Origin of the sequence: Pseudomonas sp. PS01298 (genome assembly GCF_029959745.1) — a bacterium.
Classification (GTDB): Bacteria; Pseudomonadota; Gammaproteobacteria; order Pseudomonadales; family Pseudomonadaceae; genus Aquipseudomonas; species Aquipseudomonas aylmerensis.
This window is the reverse complement of sequence record NZ_JASCPP010000004.1, coordinates 37,145-53,904: the sequence shown is the minus strand read 5'-3', so window position 1 is coordinate 53,904 and position 16,760 is coordinate 37,145. Positions and strand designations below refer to the sequence as shown.

Here is a 16,760-nt window from a genome sequence, read left to right as displayed (position 1 = left end):
GGTAAACCGGCAGGGATGCCGGTTTAGCCGCCCCGCGCCATGGATGGCGCGTGGCAGCGGCCGCCCAAATCAATGTCGGATTACGGGCACACCGAGCCTGGGCGAGGTGCCGAGTGTTGGGGCAAGAGCGTTTTGCTTACTTTTGCGCTCTTCAAAAGTGAGCCGCTGTAAGAGCGGAACCCCAAGTAGCCGTTACCCCAACAACGGATATGTACTCGGTCCCTCTAAATCCAGTGCAAGCGAGCCAAAACCATGAGCCTGCTCCCCTACGCCTGGGCCAAATCCCAACGCATCCTCCTGCGTCCCTGCGAGGAAGGCAGGCTACTCACCGTATGCCCCTCGACCCCCGGCTGGTCCATCAGCGAGGTACACCGTCAGTTCGGCCACAGCCGCCTTGAACAGGTGCGCGACGACGAACTCGACGGCCTGCTCGCCAGTGCCTACGCCGACACCGGCAGCGCCGCCGCCGTGGTCGGCGCCGCCGAAAACGAAGTCGACCTCGACCGCCTGATGCAAGACATGCCCGAAATCACCGACCTGCTGGACACCCAGGACGGCGCGCCGGTGATTCGCATGATCAACGCCTTGCTCACCCAGGCGGCGCGGGATGAGGCCAGTGACATTCACATCGAACCCTATGAAACCCATTCGGTGGTGCGCTATCGCGTCGACGGCACCCTGCGTGACGTGGTGTCGCCGCGCAAGGCGCTGCATGGCGCGCTGGTGTCGCGGATCAAGATCATGGCCCAGCTCGATATCGCCGAAAAGCGCCTGCCCCAGGACGGCCGTATCGCCCTGCGCGTGGCCGGCCGGCCGATTGATATTCGCGTATCGACCGTGCCGACCGGGCATGGCGAGCGCGTGGTGATGCGTTTGCTCGACAAACAGGCCGGGCGCCTGCAATTGGAAACCCTGGGCATGGAGCCGCAGTTGCTCGCGCGCCTCGATACGCTGATCCGCCAGCCCCACGGCATCGTGCTGGTCACCGGGCCCACGGGCAGCGGCAAGACCACCAGCCTGTACGCGGCCCTGGCGCGGCTGGATGCCAGCACCAGCAATATCCTCACCGTGGAAGACCCGGTGGAATATGACTTGCCGGGCATCAGCCAGATCCAGGTCAACGCCAAGATCGACATGACCTTCGGCCTGGCCTTGCGCGCGATTCTGCGCCAGGACCCGGACATCATCATGATCGGTGAAATCCGTGACCTGGAGACCGCGCAAATCGCCGTGCAAGCCTCGCTCACCGGCCACCTGGTACTGGCGACCCTGCACACCAACGACGCGGTGTCGGCGGTCAACCGCCTGATCGACATGGGGGTCGAGCCGTTCCTGCTGGCGTCGTCGCTGTTGGGCGTATTGGCCCAGCGCCTGGTGCGGCGCCTGTGCCCGCATTGCAAGCAACAGGACCCGGCCGCGCCCGGCACCTGGCGCCCGGTGGGCTGCGCGCAATGCAACCAGGTCGGCTACAGCGGGCGTACCGGGATCCATGAATTGTTCTGCGTCGACGACGACGTGCGCAGCCTGATCCACCAGGGCGCCGGCGAGCAGGACCTGCGCGTGGCCGCGCGCCGCGCCGGGATGTTGAGCATGCGCGAAGACGGCGAGCGCTGGGTGCGCAGCGGCGCCACTGCGCCCGAAGAAATCCTGCGCGTGACGCGGGACGCCTGATGAATCGCTATCGCTATGAAGCCGCCGACGCCAGCGGCAAAGTCGAGGCCGGGCACCTGGAGGCGGACAGCCAGAGCGGCGCGTTTGCCGCGTTGCGCAGCCGTGGCCTGACCGCGCTGTTGGTACAGGTTGAAGGCAATCAGTCGAATGCCGCCGGCAGCAGCCTGTTCACTGCCAAGCTGTCGGACAATGACCTGGCCTGGGCCACGCGACAACTGGCGAGCCTGCTCGGCGCCAGCCTGCCGCTGGAGGCAGCACTGAGTGCGACAGTGGAGCAGGCCGAGAAAAAGCACATCGCCCAGACCCTCGCCGCCGTACGTGCCGATGTGCGCGGCGGCATGCGCTTGGCTGATGCATTGGCGGCACGGCCACGGGATTTTCCGTCGATCTATCGCGCGTTGATCGCGGCGGGGGAGGAGTCCGGCGACCTCGCCCAAGTGATGGAGCGCCTGGCCGACTACATTGAGGAGCGCAACAACCTGCGCGGCAAGATCCTCACGGCCTTTATCTACCCCGGCGTGGTTGGGCTGGTGTCCATCGGCATCGTGATTTTCCTGTTGAGCTACGTGGTGCCGCAGGTGGTCAGCGCGTTTTCCCAGGCGCGCCAGGACCTGCCGGGCCTGACCCTGGCGATGCTCAACGCCAGCGACTTCATTCGCGCCTGGGGCTGGTTGTGTTTCGGTGCGCTTGTCGGCGGTTTCTGGAGCTGGCGCCTGTACCTGCGCAATCCCGTGGCGCGCCTGAACTGGCATAGTCGCGTGCTGCGCCTGCCGCTGATCGGGCGCTTTGTGCTGGGCCTGAACACCGCGCGGTTTGCCTCGACCCTGGCGATCCTCGGCGGGGCCGGCGTGCCGCTGCTGCGCGCGCTGGAAGCGGCGCGCCAGACCCTCTCCAACGACCGCCTGAGCCAATGCGTCAACGACGCCACCGCCAAGGTGCGCGAGGGCGTCAACCTGGCCCCGGCGCTGGCGGTGGAAAAAGTCTTCCCGCCGGTGCTGATCCACCTGATTGCCAGCGGCGAAAAAACCGGCGCGCTGCCGCCGATGCTCGAGCGTGCCGCGCAGACGCTGTCGCGGGATATCGAACGGCGCGCGATGGGCATGACCGCGTTGCTCGAGCCCCTGATGATCGTGGTGATGGGCGCGGTGGTGCTGGTGATCGTGATGGCGGTGCTGTTGCCGATCATCGAGATCAACCAACTCGTGACCTGAATACGGTCAAGAAAGGTAAGGAGGGGCTGCTCAGTTGATTTCGGCGCGGGCCGACATCGCCAGGCCCAACCTCGGGTTCCTCATTCCGTCACATCCAACCGCCCTTGCCACAGCCCGTACCGCCTCCACCCATTGCGGGCTGAAACCTCGCTGTCACCTGCGCCCAAAGCGTTCAGAACGATGACCAAAACACCCGAGAATCTTTTAAAAATCAAGGTGTTCCTCCCGAGGTTTTTTCCTATTGCTGTCATCGGAAACTGCGAAATTTCCTACCCATGGCCTCACCCCTCGCCACCCCCGCATCACGGCTTGGGACCGAAGCCATGGCGTCATGCAAGAGCCATCTACCCCAAACGTACAAACACGACGAAAGGAGCTTCTTCATGTTTAAGCGCAACGTTCTCGCGGTATCCATGACCCTCGCTGCACTGTGCTCGGCACAGGCTGCATTCGCTGACGTAAACGGCGGCGGCGCGACCTTGCCACAGCCGCTGTACCAGACTGCCGGCGTACTCACCACTGGCTTCGCCCCCTACATCGGCGTCGGCAGCGGCAATGGCAAGGCTGCCTTCCTGACCAACGACTACACCAAGTTCGTGGCCGGCGTTACCAATAAGAACGTGCACTGGGCTGGTAGCGATTCCAAACTGACTGCGACTGAATTGTCGACCTACGCGTCTACCAAACAACCGGCCTGGGGCAAGCTGATCCAGGTGCCGTCGGTTGCAACGTCGGTGGCCATTCCGTTCAACAAAACCGGCAGCGCGAATGTTGACCTGAGCGTTCAAGAGCTGTGCGGTGTGTTCTCCGGTCGCATCAAGAACTGGAGCGGGATTTCCGGTGCTGGGCGTACCGGTCCGATCGTAATCGTGTATCGCAGCGAGAGCAGCGGCACCACCGAGCTGTTCACCCGTTTCCTCAATGCCAAGTGCAACGCTGAAACCGGCTCCTTCGCGGTTACCACCACGTTCGCCAACAGCTTCTCCGGTGGCTTGCCTGCCGGCGCCGTTGCTGCCACCGGCAGCCAGGGTGTAATGACTGCCCTGGGCGCCGCCCAAGGCCGCATCACCTACATGAGCCCTGACTACGCGGCCTCTACCCTGGAAGGCCTGGACGACGCCACCAAGGTTGCTCGCGTCGGTAAAGACGAAGCCAACGGCGTCGAAGGTGTGTCGCCAGCGCCGGGCAACGTTTCCGACGCCATCGCCCAGGTACTGCCACCTAACGACCCAAGCGCTCCGCTGGACATCAACAACCCTGACAACTGGGTGCCAGTGTTCGGTCCAGTGGGCGCTGCCGGCGTTCAACCGTACCCTGATTCGGGCTACCCGATCCTTGGCTTCACCAACCTGATCTTCAGCCAGTGCTATGCCAATGCTGATCAGACCTCCCAGGTACGTGGTTTCTTCACCAAGCACTTCGACGCCACTGCCAACAACGACGCCGCGATTTCGGCCAACCGTTTCGTGCCGCTGCCGGCTAACTGGAAAGCTGCCATCACCGACACTTTCCTGACGGCAACCAGCGGTCTGAGCATCGGCAAAACCAACGTCTGCAACGGCATCGGTCGTCCGCTGTAACCCACGCTTTCACCGACCTGCAACACCCGATCAGCAACGGCCTGTGCCGTTGCTGATTTTTTTGCGCTACCAGCCCCATGTGAACTTTCCATGACAGAAGTTCAGTCCGGCCCCTCGCCAACCGCCTAACCCTCATACGCGGGCGTGTCTTGCCCCTGGCGAATTACAAACAAGGAAGATCTCCGATGGTCCGCTGCAAATCACCGGTAAACCGCACTGCCCAAGGCCAGAGCGCCCAGACGATCCTGCGCCTCAAACCGCTGGCCCAGGCCATTGCCCTGTTGATGGTGGCGGGCAACGCCCAGGCGGCCACGGCCTTCAGTTCCGGCTGGTTTGCCGACAAGGGCGCGTCCCAGGCGGCGACGGCGGCGCGCACCGGGGCGGGCCAGGTGCCGGGGATTCCATCGCTGAACCAGCAGGCGCGGGTCAAGCAGCAGTTGTCGCGCTCGATCAGCACGCTCAACACCAGCGTCGCGGCGATTGCGGCGCAACAAGCGGCGCAGGCGGCAGGGCGCCAGGCTGCCTTCGGCCAGGTCTCGACCGTTCCCGATGGCCTGGGCAAGGGCGGCCTGCAGGTCGATAACAGCCTCACCCAGGGCTGGACCAACGCCAGGGGCCCGGTGCAGACCCAGGCCGGCGGCAAGACCACGGTGACCATCGAGCAGACCGCCGACAAGGCGATCCTCAACTGGGAGACCTTCAACGTCGGGCGCAACACCACGGTGGATTTCCAGCAGCAGGCCAGTTGGGCCGTGCTCAACCGCGTCAACGACCCCAACGCGCGCCCCAGCGAGATCCAGGGCCAGATCACCGGCGCCGGCACGGTGATGATCATGAACCGCAACGGCGTGGTCTTCAGCGGTACCAGCCAGGTCAACGTGCGCAACCTGGTGGCCGCCGCCGCGAACATCACCGATGAGCAATTCACTCAACGTGGCATCTACGTGGACGCCACCGGCACCCAACCGACCTTCACCGATGCGGCGGGCAAGGTCGAGGTCCAGCGCGGTGCACTGATCCAGACCCACAGCCCGGCCACCTCCACCGATGCCGGCGGCTATGCCTTGCTGCTCGGCACAGAGGTGGAAAACGCCGGCACTATCAACACCGCCAAGGGCCAGGCGACCCTGGCGGCCGGCGACAGTTTTTACATCCGCAAGGGCGTTGGCACTACCGGCAATGACCGCTCGACCACCCGTGGCAATGAAGTGGCGACCAGCCTCAACGCCGGCAGCAGCGCCGGCAAGGTCACCAACAGCGGCTTGATCATGGCCTCGACCGGCGACATCACGCTGACCGGGCGCCAGGTGCAGCAAAATGGCGTGGTCCTGGCCAGCACCTCGGTGGACACCCGCGGCACGGTCCATTTGCTCAACGCCGCCACCGACACCACCGGCAGCGTGACCCTGGGCGAGGGCAGTACCACCGCGATCCTGCTGGACAGCAGCGGCAGCACCGCGCTCAACAGCCAGAAAGGCAATGGCCTGGTCAACCTTGATGGCACGCCCGCCAACCTGGTCACCGGCGCGTTCAACAATCTCAGCGCGGTGGCCGACCGCACCGACCAGTCACGGATCGAGATCGTCAGCGGCGGCACCGTGGACTTCCAGAAAGGCTCGATCACCCTCGCCACCGGCGGCCAGGTCGCGGTCAGCGCCGCTGGGCGCAGCCTGGTGCGCGACGGCGCGATGATCGATGTGTCGGGCGCCGTCGGCGTCAAGGTGTCGATGGAATCCAACAACATCAAGATCAACGTGCAGGGTAACGAGCAGCGCGATGCGCCGGTCAACCGCGATGGCGGCCAGTTGATCAACAACGATGTGTGGGTCGACCTGCGTGAGCTGGTGTTTGTGCCGGCGGGCACCAACGGCTATGCCACAGACCGCTGGTATACCGCTGGCGGCTTGCTGGAAGTCGGCGGCTACCTCGGCACCCAGGGCCACTCGGTGGGTGAATGGATGGCCCAGGGCGGCACCGTGACCTTCACCGGCAAGGAGGTGGTGACCCAGCAGGGCGCGCAGATCAACCTGTCCGGTGGCACCGTGGATGTGCAGGCCGGTTATATCCAGCAGACCTGGCTCAAGGGCCCTAATGGCCGCTTGTATGAAGTGTCCAGGGCGCCGGGCGACATTCTCTATTCGGGTTTCTACAAAGGCTATGAAGACACCAGCGCACGCTGGGGCCAGACCGAGTACTACTACAACCCGCTGATCGCGCCACAGCGCCGCTACGAGGCCGGTTATACCGTGGGCCGCGACGCCGGCAAGCTGGTGGTCGGCACCACCAGCGCGGTGCTCGAAGGCCAGTTGATCAGCGACGTGTTCCAGGGCGACCGCCAGACCCAGGCGCCGAACATCAACCTCGATGGCTACCAGCAATCGCAGAAGGCCCGGGCTCAGCGCGCGCAACTGATCATTGGTCAATACATCCCGATCTACAACAAGACCACCGGCACTTTGCGCTATGCCCTGAGCGGCAGCACCGATCAGGTCCTGATCGACAGCAATACGCAGAAGATTGCCGATGGCCTCGACCTCAGCACCGCCTTGCCGGCGGATCGCCAAGGCACGCTGGTGCTCGACAGTGACCAGCTCAATGGCTACCAGTTGGGCGCGGTCAAGGTTGGCGCCACCCGGCAGATCACCGTCAATGGTGCGCTGAAGGTGGCGGACGGGGGCGACATCACCCTGTTCGGGCCGGGCGTAGCCATCAATGCCAACCTCACGGCCCATGGCGGCAGTCTCAATGCGGGCAATATCCTCAGCCAGGTCGACCCGCTCAAGGCGGGGGCGGTCGGCGATACGATCCTGGCGGGCAACGGCCGCCTCGACGTGGCCGCCGGCGTCAGGCTCGACACCAGCGGACGCTGGAACAACCTGCTGCTGGACCCTGCCGACGTGGGCGGCGTGGCCTCGGTGAACGGCGGCAAGGTGTCGTTGCGCAGCACCGGCAATGTGCATCTGGCGGCCGGCAGCGTGGTGGATGCATCCTCCGGTGGCAGCCTTGGCCTCGACGGCAAGCTCGTCGGCGGCAAGGGCGGTTACGTGACCGTAGGCGCCCTCGGCAACCTGGCCCTGGACGGTGAAATCCGTGGCTATGGCGTCAACGGCGGCGGCACCCTGGCGTTGCAGGCACGCAAGGTGCAGATCGGCGACAGCGCCACCGCACCGACCGCCGACACACTGAAACTGGCGGGCGATTTCTTCAACAAGGGCTTCTCGGCCTATGACATCACCGGCAACGAAGGTTTGCTGGTCACCGACGGCACGCGCGTGGATGTGACCACGCCGGTCTATCGCCTGGGCGAGCAGACCTCGGCCAGCCCCACGGGCAGCGACCCGGCCACGGCCCTGGAGCGCTGGACACCGGCGCTGTATCAGGAAGACGCCACCAAGGGCGTGCTGACGCAACGGCGCGGCGCCAGCCTGACCTTGACGGCAGGGCATCAGGAATCCACGGCGGCCGAACTGGCGACGACCACGCTGAATGTGGGCAAGGGGGCGGTGATCAACGTCGACCCTGGCCAGGGCATCAACCTGCGCAGCGTCGGCCAGTTGACCCTGGACGGCACCCTGAACGCCTGGGGCGGCAGTGTCAGCCTGGGCGGCTTGACGGTTCCGGCTTCCGAACTGGTCAACGCTGGCGGCCACGGTCGTTCGATCTGGGTCGGCGAAAACGCGCTGATCGACGTCGCCTCGCGGGCCGTCACGGCAGTGAGCAATCGCGGCAGTGTCTACGGCCAGGTCCGCAATGGCGGCACCATCAGTATTGGCGGCGACATCGACCTGGCCACCGGGATTGCCAAGGCCAGCGACCTGTTTGTGGTGGTGCGCGACGGCGCCCGCCTGGACGCCTCCGGTACGCAGGCGGCCCTGGATATCCCGGGCCAGGGCCGGGTGCAGGTGGCAAGCAATGGCGGCCGCATCAGCTTTGCGTCCAACAACGGCCTGTACCTGGATGGCAGCTTTGTAGCGCGCGCCGGTGGTGCAGGGGCGGCGGGCGGCAGCTTGTCGCTGGCGCTGGAAAGCCCGTACTACGCCATGAGCGCCGTGACCGACCGTGTGCTTAACGTCCGTGAACTGGTGCTCAGCCAAGCCCACCAGGGCAGCGCATTGCCGGGCAGCGCCGACGCGGCCGCCGCCAGCCTGGCGTACGGCCATGGCGCGCTGGGCGTGGACCAGGTGCGTGCCGGCGGTTTTGACAACCTGGCCTTGCTCAGCAATGGCCTGCTGAGTTTTGACGGTGATGTGTCGCTGAACATGGGCCAGAGCCTGCGCCTGTACAGCGGCGCCATGGGGCTGACTGAAACGGCGGCGGCCAATTCCCGTATCAACCTGTCGGCGCCTTATCTGCTGCTGGCGGGCATCCTCGCGCCGCTGGACCCCAACAAACAACAATACCTGCATCCGGTGTTGACCAGCGGCATGTCTCAACGTGACAGCCAGGCGCTGTTCAATGCCTCCGGCAACCTGGTCGATGTGCGTGGCAATGTGCTGTTCAGCAACAAGAGTGACCTGACCCTGAGCGATAGCAGTCAGGTGAGTATCGACCGTCGCGGCTTCGATGATGTGCAACTGACCAGCCAGGGCGACCTGCGGTTTCTGGTGGGGGCGGGTGCGGATGTGATCGCTACCGGCATCAGCACGCAACTGATGACGCGCGGTGATATGACCTTGCGCGCAGCCCAGCTGTACCCGGCGACTGAGGTCGGCGCGAGGGTGATGGCGGGCTATCTGGACGCTAACAATGACACCACGGGATACAACTACGACCCGACACGCACCCTCACCATCGCCCGTACCGGCAACAGCACTGCTGCCGTGCCGTACTCGGCGTTCGGTCGCCTGCAACTGGGTGGCCCGACCATCAAGCAGGGCGGGGTGGTACGCGCGCCGCTGGGGCTGATTGAGATCGGCAGCCTGGGTTCCAGCAAAGTTGAACTGCTGCCGGGCAGCCTGACCTCGGTGAGCGGCAGGGGCCTGGTGCTGCCTTACGGCGGTACAGTGGACGGCCAGATCTATCAATACAACGGCAAGACCGTGACGTTCCTCGGGCAGGGCGGGATACCGACGTTGAACGGTGGCCTGCAGGTCGGCGTGGTCCTCGGCGGTGAGTCGGTGGCGGTGCTGCCTGAGGCCACTGTGGACCTGTCCGGCGGCGGCGAGTTACTCGGCGCCGGGTTTATTTCCGGGCGCGGCGGTTCTACCGACGCCCGCTACAACCCGTTGATGCAGATCGGGGCCAACGGCGGTTTTGTGCTGCCGGGCCTGGGCACCAACCCGGTCTACGCGATTGTGCCCGGCGTGCAGCCCGGCTACGCACCCGTGGCGCCGGAGGGCGGCGCGGTCGACCCGTTGATCGGCCAGCAAATCACGATTGGCGCAGGAGTGCCGGGGCTCGCGGCGGGCACCTATACGCTTATGCCGTCGACGTATGCCTTGATGCCCGGCGCGTTCCGAGTCGAAATCAACGGCTTGGCCGGGGCCGCAGGCGTGGGGCCGACCCAGCAGATGCGCAACGGCTCGTGGTCGACTGCGGGGCGGCTGTCCATCGCCAATACCGGGATCAGCAACAGCATTGCCAGCCAATTGATCCTCACGTCGGCCGATACCTTGCGCCGTTACTCCCAGTACAACGAAACCAGTTATGCGCAGTTCGCGGTGGCCGACGCCGCCAGGCTCGGCGTGCCTCGGGCGATGCTCGAGCGGGACGCCAAGACCCTGGAGCTGGCCTTGCGGCCGGGGGCCGGTGCGGATGCCTTCTCGTTCCAGGGGATCGGCCGTTTCGATGCGGCTGCCGGCGGTTACGCCGGTACCGTGGCGGTGCTCAACATGGACAACAGCGAAATCGAAGTGGTGGCGGCAGGCAATGCGGCCACAGCGGATTTCGCTGGCGTCACCGTGAATGCGGCGAGCCTCAATGCCTTGGGTGCCGCACGCCTGATGATCGGCGGCATGACCCAGGTCTCGTATGGCCAGAACGGTGGCTACATCAACCTGGCGAATATGCCCAGCGGTTCGGTCACCCTGCGTACGGGGGCGACGTTGGCCGCGCCGGAAGTATTCCTCTTGAGTGCTGACGGGGAAATCGTGGTGGAGCAGGGCGCGTCGATCAATACGATCGGGCGCGGCAAGGCCAGCTATGACGCACGTGATGGTTTTGTCTACAGCGTGGGCAATATGCTCGCGGTCTCCAATGGGTTGCTCAATGTGGTCAGTGCGCCCGCGGGCAGCAGCAGCGGCGGGATCAAGCTGGGCACGTGTGCCAGCGACCCTTGCAGCGGGCAAACCGCTCTCTACTCCGAGGGCAGCATCGTCGCCTTGACTGACAAGACCCTGCTGATGGGCGACGAGGTGCGTTACGGCACCCGGCACCTGAACCTCGGCGTCGCCAGCATCAACGTCGGCAGCCCGCAGGCCCTGGCTGACGCTGCCGCGGCCAATCGCCTGCCGGCGGGCCTGACCCTCACCCAGCAAGTGCTCGACCGCCTGCTGCGCGGCGACACCCAGTTTGGCGCCCCGGCCCTGGAGACCCTGCAACTGTCGGCACGCGACAGCTTCAATTTCTACGGATCGACCACCCTCGACACCTACGACGCGGTCACGGGCAAGTCCCTGTTGAACAACCTGATGCTCTCCACCCCGGCGATCTACGGCGCGGGAGGCGCGAATGATGTGGCCACCATCCACACCGCCAACCTGATCTGGCAGGGCGCCGAGGCAGCCCCCGGCACTGTGGTGGCTGGCGGTGCCGGCACCGGCAGCGGGCGCCTGGACATCAACGCCGAGCGCATTACGTTCGGCTATGGCGAGTTCGCCCAGGCCAGTACCACCGCCACCTTGAACCGCCTGGCGCTGGGCTTTGCCAACGTCAACCTGAATGCCAGCGAGCGCATCACCGCCAACCACAAGGGCAGCCTCTCGGTGTACCAGAGCCAGGGCGCCTACGACGCGATCAAGGGCTTTGCCTACAGTGGCGGTAACCTCAATATCCTCACGCCACTGATGACCGGCGAAGCCGGCTCGGTGAACAAGATCACCGCCGGGGGCGCCATTGATGTCAGCGCCTCGTCGGGGCCGGTGGGCAAGGTGGAGGGGCTTGGCGGCGAGTTGTCGCTGCAGGGCGACAGCCTGCGCCTGGCCAGCGCGGTGGTACTGCCCAGCGGCAAGGTGACCCTGGGCGCCCGTGGTGATGTGGTGCTGACCGACAACGCCTCGATTGATGTGTCCGGTCGCGCCATCGTGTTCGACGACCTGACCAAATACAGCGCGGGCGGCGACGTGGTGCTGCAAAGCAGCGCGGGCAATGTGCGGCAGGCCACGGGCTCGACCATCGACCTCTCGGCCACCTTCAACCAGGCGGGCAAGCTGCACGCCGTGGCGGTGAGCGACGCGGCGGGCACCGTCGACCTGGCGGGCAAGATCCTCGCCGGCAGCAGCGGCTACTACGATGCCGGCGGCACGCTGGTGCCTTACCTGGCCGGCGCGGTGGAGATCCAGGCCCAGCACCTGGGCGGCAGCGGCAGCCTGAGCGAGCGGTTCGCGGCCCTTAACCAGCGCCTCAACCAGGGCGAGGTGTTTGGTGCGCGCAGCTTCCAGCTCAAGCAGGGCGACTTGACGATTGGCGACGGCGTCAAGGCCAATACCGTCAATGTCTCGGTGGACAATGGCAGCCTGCTGGTCACCGGCCGAGTGGACGCCAGCGGCGAACGCGTCGGCAACATCAACCTGGCCGGCAAGAACGGCCTGACGCTGGCCGGCACGGCGGTGCTCGACGCCCATGGCACGCAATTGCGTGTCGACAGCTACGGCAAGATCATCGATTCGCCGAACCGCGCCAGCGTGATCCTGGGGTCGGGCACTGGCCAACTGACGCTGGCCGACGGGATGCGCATCGACCTGCGCCATGGCACCGAAACCGCCACCGGCAATGACGGACGCAACCGGGGCACCCTGGAACTGAATGCGCCCCGCGTGGGCGCCAATGACATTGCCATCGACGCCAGTGGGCGCCTGACGATCCAGGGTGCACGTTCGATTGCCCTCAACGGCATGGCCACCTACACCGATGCGCCGGTCGGCACCGACACCACGGCCACCGGCCGGCCGTATCAAGTCGTCACCCAGCAATACCTGGATGACCTGCATGCGTTAAGCACCACCTACATCAATGCGGCGCTGAGCAATACCAACCTGACGCAGACCAAGCTGGCCGGCCTGAACAACGCGACCTACGGCGATACCTTCCACTTGCGCCCCGGTGTGGAAATCGTCAGCAACAGCGCTGACGGCGACCTGGTCGTGCAGGGCGACCTGAACCTGTCCGGCTATCGCTACGCCAGCCTCAAATCGGTTCAGCCCACCGAGGCCGGCAGCCTGACCCTGCGCGCCGGTGGCGACCTGAATATCTACGGCAGTATCAACGATGGCTTTGCAGCGCCGGCCGCGACTGCGGATGACAACGGCTGGGTACTGCGCGCCGGTGTCGACTTCACCGGTGGCACGGTGGTGGTACCGGGCAACGGCGTGACGCTGGCGGACGGCACTACGTTCCCCGGCGGCGTGGCCCTCAACTTCGACATCTCGATCAAGGCCCGCAGCCTGCCGGCCGGCACCCGCTTGCCGGCGGCGGCGACCCTCAATGCGACCCTGGCACTGCCGGCCGGTACCGTGTTGGCGGGCGCGGTGCGTAATGCCGCGGGGGCCGTGCTGTACCCGGCGGGTACGATATTGACCCAGCGCGTGAGCTTGCCGGCGGGCAGCATCCTGGACGCCGGCACCGTGCTGGTCAGCCTCACCAGTGTGCGCATCATGACCTGGCCTGCGGGAGTGCCGTTGCCGGGGGTATTGGGCAGCACCGCGACGGTGATCCTCAATGGCACCAAGCCGCTGCCCCGTGGCGCGTTGTTGCCGGTGGGCACCAACGTCAAGTTGCCGGGCAATGCCACCTCGGTGCAACTGCGTGTGCCGGGGGCGGATGGGCAAGGCAAGCTGTGGGCGGCGGCGCCGATGCTGCCCGCGGGCTCCGAGGCCTGGTCGATGCGCCTGGTGGCCGGTGCCGACACCCAGGCAGCCGATAGCCGAGCGCTGCAACCGCAGCCGCAGGCCGGTAACCTGCGCCTGGCCGACAGCCATTACGGCGTGTTTGGCCCGAGCAAGATCGTCGGCGGCAGCACGCGTTTCAGCGTGATCCGCACCGGTGCGGCGGACCTGGAGTTGCTGGCCGGCGGGGATTTGAGCATGGAATCGCTGTTCGGCGTCTACACCGCCGGCAGTGCCACGACCGCCACAGCCGGCAGCCCGGCGGGCGCCTGGTTCCCGGAGGGGGGCGGCAACCTGTTGTTGAAGGTCGGCGGTAACCTGACCGGCAACATAACCAGCAAGGCGCGCTCCACGGGCGGGCGTCCGGTGACGACCGATGGCGAGGTGGATTCGGCCAACGTCGGCAATTGGCTGTGGCGCCAGGGCAACGGCTTGAGCGGCAGCCAGGCGCAATCCACCGCATGGTGGATCAACTTCGGCGCGATGGTGCCCGTCGCGGGCCTCGCGGACCGGATGGTGGGCTTCACCGGGTTCGGCACCCTGGGCGGAGGCAACCTGAATGTCGAGGTCGGTGGCGATGCGGGGATGCTCAAACCGCTGACGGGCTACGTGGCCGCCAACGTCAGCCCGCGCAGCACGGGCCTGGTGCTGGCGGTAGGCAGCACCGGGCGGGTCGCGGCCGATGGCAGCCTGCAACTCACCGGGGGCGGTGACTTGAACGTGCGGGTGGGCGGGGCGGTCAATCCCGGCAGCCAGATTGCGCTGGAGCATCTCAATGGTGCGGTGGTCGACCTGCGCGGGCATGTACAGATGACGGGCGGCGCCCTGGGTAGCCTGACGTTGCGCTACGGCAGCCAACCCAAGGATCAAAGCCCGAGCGAAATCCGCGCCTACGATCCGAGCCGCTCGACGTCTGCGGCCGCGACCGGGGGCTGGAGCCTGCTGCCGGGCGATGCGACCTTCAATTTGTCTACGCGTGGGGACCTGGTGCTGCAGGACGTGGCCGATCCGGGACGCGCGCCGCAGATGAATGTCCTGGCGTATGAGAACAATGGCGTCAGTGGCGTTGGGCAGAGCTGGTTCAGCCTGTGGACCGACCGCACGGCCATCGACCTGTTCTCCGCCGGGGGCAATCTCACGCCGTTGACCGATACCGCCGAGTCGGATCTGGCGGCGGTGTATCCGGCGACGCTGCGTGCAGTCGCGGCCAACGGCAGCCTGTACTATGGCCGCGCTTCGACGTTGAACACGAACGTATTGCCGCCGCTCAAGGCGCTGGTATTGGCGCCGTCGACCAACGGCCAGTTGCAACTGCTGGCGGGGGATTCGATCTATGGCGGCGACCTGACCATCAGCCGTTCCAGTGCGGCGCCGGACACCTTGGCGAGCATCCTGCACCCGGCCTTCCAGGGCTTTATCGGCGGGCGAGCGGACGTGGGCAGCGGCAACGTTTCCACCGACGCCAACGTTGCCAGGCTGGGCATTTCGTTCCCACTGTTTGCCTTTGGTCCAAATACCGCCAGCACCCAATGGGGGAATGCCCTGGAGCCCGCGCGTTTCTATGCAATGACGGGGGATCTGCTGGGGGTCAACAGTGGGCGTACGCTGACGATGACCACCGCCGATGATCCGCGTCTTGGGCAAACCTATTTTGAAGGCGCAGGCCCGGTCTGGATGCGGGCCGGGCGCGATATCGTCAGCAGCGGTACCGGCCTGGCAGGGGCCAGCGGTGGCGACGACAGTACCGGTAGCTACACTTTCGCCGGCAACGTGTTCGTGCACAACAGCCCCACCGATATCTCCATCGTCAGCGCCGGTCGCGACATCCTCTACAGCAGCTTCAACGTCGCCGGTCCCGGCAATCTGGAAGTGAGCGCCGGGCGCAATATCCTGATGGACGACAAGGTCGGTATCACCAGCCTGGGCGCTGTGGCGGCGGGCGACACACGCCCCGGCGCGAGCATCGTGATGCAAGCCGGCGTCGGCGCCAACGGCCCGGATTACCGCCGCTTCGTCGAACCGTACCTGAACCCCGCCAACCTGGCGCAACCGGGCGAGTCGTTGCAGAGCGCCAAGGTGGCCAAGACCTACGAAAACGAACTGGTCGGCTGGCTGGCCGAGCGCTTCGGGTTTGTCGGCAACAGCGAGCAGGCCCGCGCCTACTACGCCAGCCTGCCGGCCGAGCAACAACGGGTGTTTGCCCGCGACGTGTACTTCGCCGAACTCAAGGCCGCCGGCCGCGAGTACAACCAGGACGGCAGCGTGCGCCAGGGCAGCTACCTGCGTGGCCGCGCGGCGATTGCGGCACTGTTCCCGGACAAGGACGTGGCCGGCAATCCGCTCACCTACAAGGGCGATATCACCCTGTTCGGCGGCGCGGGCGTGCACACCAACTTCGGTGGTTCGATCCAGATGCTCACGCCGGGCGGCAGCCAGACCTTCGGCATCGAAGGCGCCGCACCGCCGTCCACCGCCGGTGTGATCACCCAGGGGGCCGGCGATATCCAGCTGTATTCCCTGGGCAGCATCCTGCTGGGCCAGAGCCGCATCATGACCACCTTCGGCGGCTCGATCATGGGCTGGACCAGCGAAGGCGACATCAACGCCGGTCGGGGCTCCAAGACCACCGTGGTGTACACGCCGCCCAAGCGTGTCTATGACAACTGGGGCAACGTCGGCCTGTCGCCATCGGTGCCGAGTACCGGTGCGGGGATCGCCACGCTCAACCCGATCCCGGAAGTGCCGGCGGGGGATATCGACCTGATTGCGCCGATGGGCACCATCGATGCGGGCGAGGCGGGCATTCGGGTGTCGGGCAACGTCAACATCGCTGCCTTGCACGTGGTGAACGCGGCCAACATCCAGACCCAGGGCAAGTCGTCCGGGGTGCCGGTGTCGGCCACCGTCAACACCGGGGCCATGAGTTCGGCCAGCGCGGCAGGGGCGGCGGCGTCCCAGGCGGCGGAAGACGCGGCGCGCAGCCAGCAGACAGCGGCCAAGCAGGGCCGGCCGTCGATCATGACCGTGGAAGTGTTGAGCCTGGGCAGCGAGCCCTTGCCGCAAGAACCGGCACCCGCGCAGAAGACCTCGGGCTACAACCCCAACAGCCCGGTGCAGGTCCTGGGCGCGGGGCCGCTGAGTGAACAGGCGCGGGCCCGCTTGACCGACGAGGAGCGCAAGCAGATCAGTTTGTAGATTTACAGAAGGACCTCTCGATGTACCTTTGGGGCGATCAATGATCGCCCCGTTTTTTTTGG

4 protein-coding genes are annotated in these 16,760 nt (G+C 65.9%); all 4 read left to right on the top strand.

The window, feature by feature from the left end:
• Positions 1-252 precede the first annotated feature (252 nt).
• The 4 genes from gspE to QMX97_RS03080 all read left to right on the top strand — a co-directional run bounded on the left by gspE (position 253) and on the right by QMX97_RS03080 (position 16,698).
• On the top strand, positions 253-1,671 hold the full coding sequence (gspE, locus tag QMX97_RS03095) for a type II secretion system ATPase GspE (RefSeq protein ID WP_065905923.1): 1,419 nt from the start codon (positions 253-255) through the stop codon (positions 1,669-1,671).
• Positions 1,671-2,882: a type II secretion system inner membrane protein GspF gene (gene gspF, locus QMX97_RS03090; protein WP_065905925.1), complete on the top strand. Its 1,212-nt coding sequence runs from the start codon at positions 1,671-1,673 to the stop codon at positions 2,880-2,882. The genes gspE and gspF overlap by 1 nt, the downstream gene beginning before the upstream one ends.
• 383 nt (positions 2,883-3,265) lie before the next feature.
• Positions 3,266-4,462, top strand: coding sequence for a substrate-binding domain-containing protein (locus tag QMX97_RS03085; protein ID WP_282395953.1), 1,197 nt, complete (start codon positions 3,266-3,268; stop codon positions 4,460-4,462).
• Between the two features lie 185 nt (positions 4,463-4,647).
• Positions 4,648-16,698 carry a filamentous hemagglutinin family protein gene (locus QMX97_RS03080; protein WP_282395951.1) on the top strand — a complete coding sequence of 4,017 codons (12,051 nt, stop codon included), beginning with the start codon at positions 4,648-4,650 and terminating at the stop codon, positions 16,696-16,698.
• Positions 16,699-16,760 lie beyond the last annotated feature (62 nt).

Excerpts from the sequence above, each read along its gene's own strand:
- QMX97_RS03085 (WP_282395953.1), top strand. The coding sequence starts at position 3,266 with ATGTTTAAGCGCAACGTTCTCGCGGTATCCATGACCCTCGCTGCACTG.
- gspF (WP_065905925.1), top strand. The coding sequence starts at position 1,671 with ATGAATCGCTATCGCTATGAAGCCGCCGACGCCAGCGGCAAAGTCGAG.
- gspE (WP_065905923.1), top strand. The coding sequence starts at position 253 with ATGAGCCTGCTCCCCTACGCCTGGGCCAAATCCCAACGCATCCTCCTG.
- QMX97_RS03080 (WP_282395951.1), top strand. The coding sequence starts at position 4,648 with ATGGTCCGCTGCAAATCACCGGTAAACCGCACTGCCCAAGGCCAGAGC.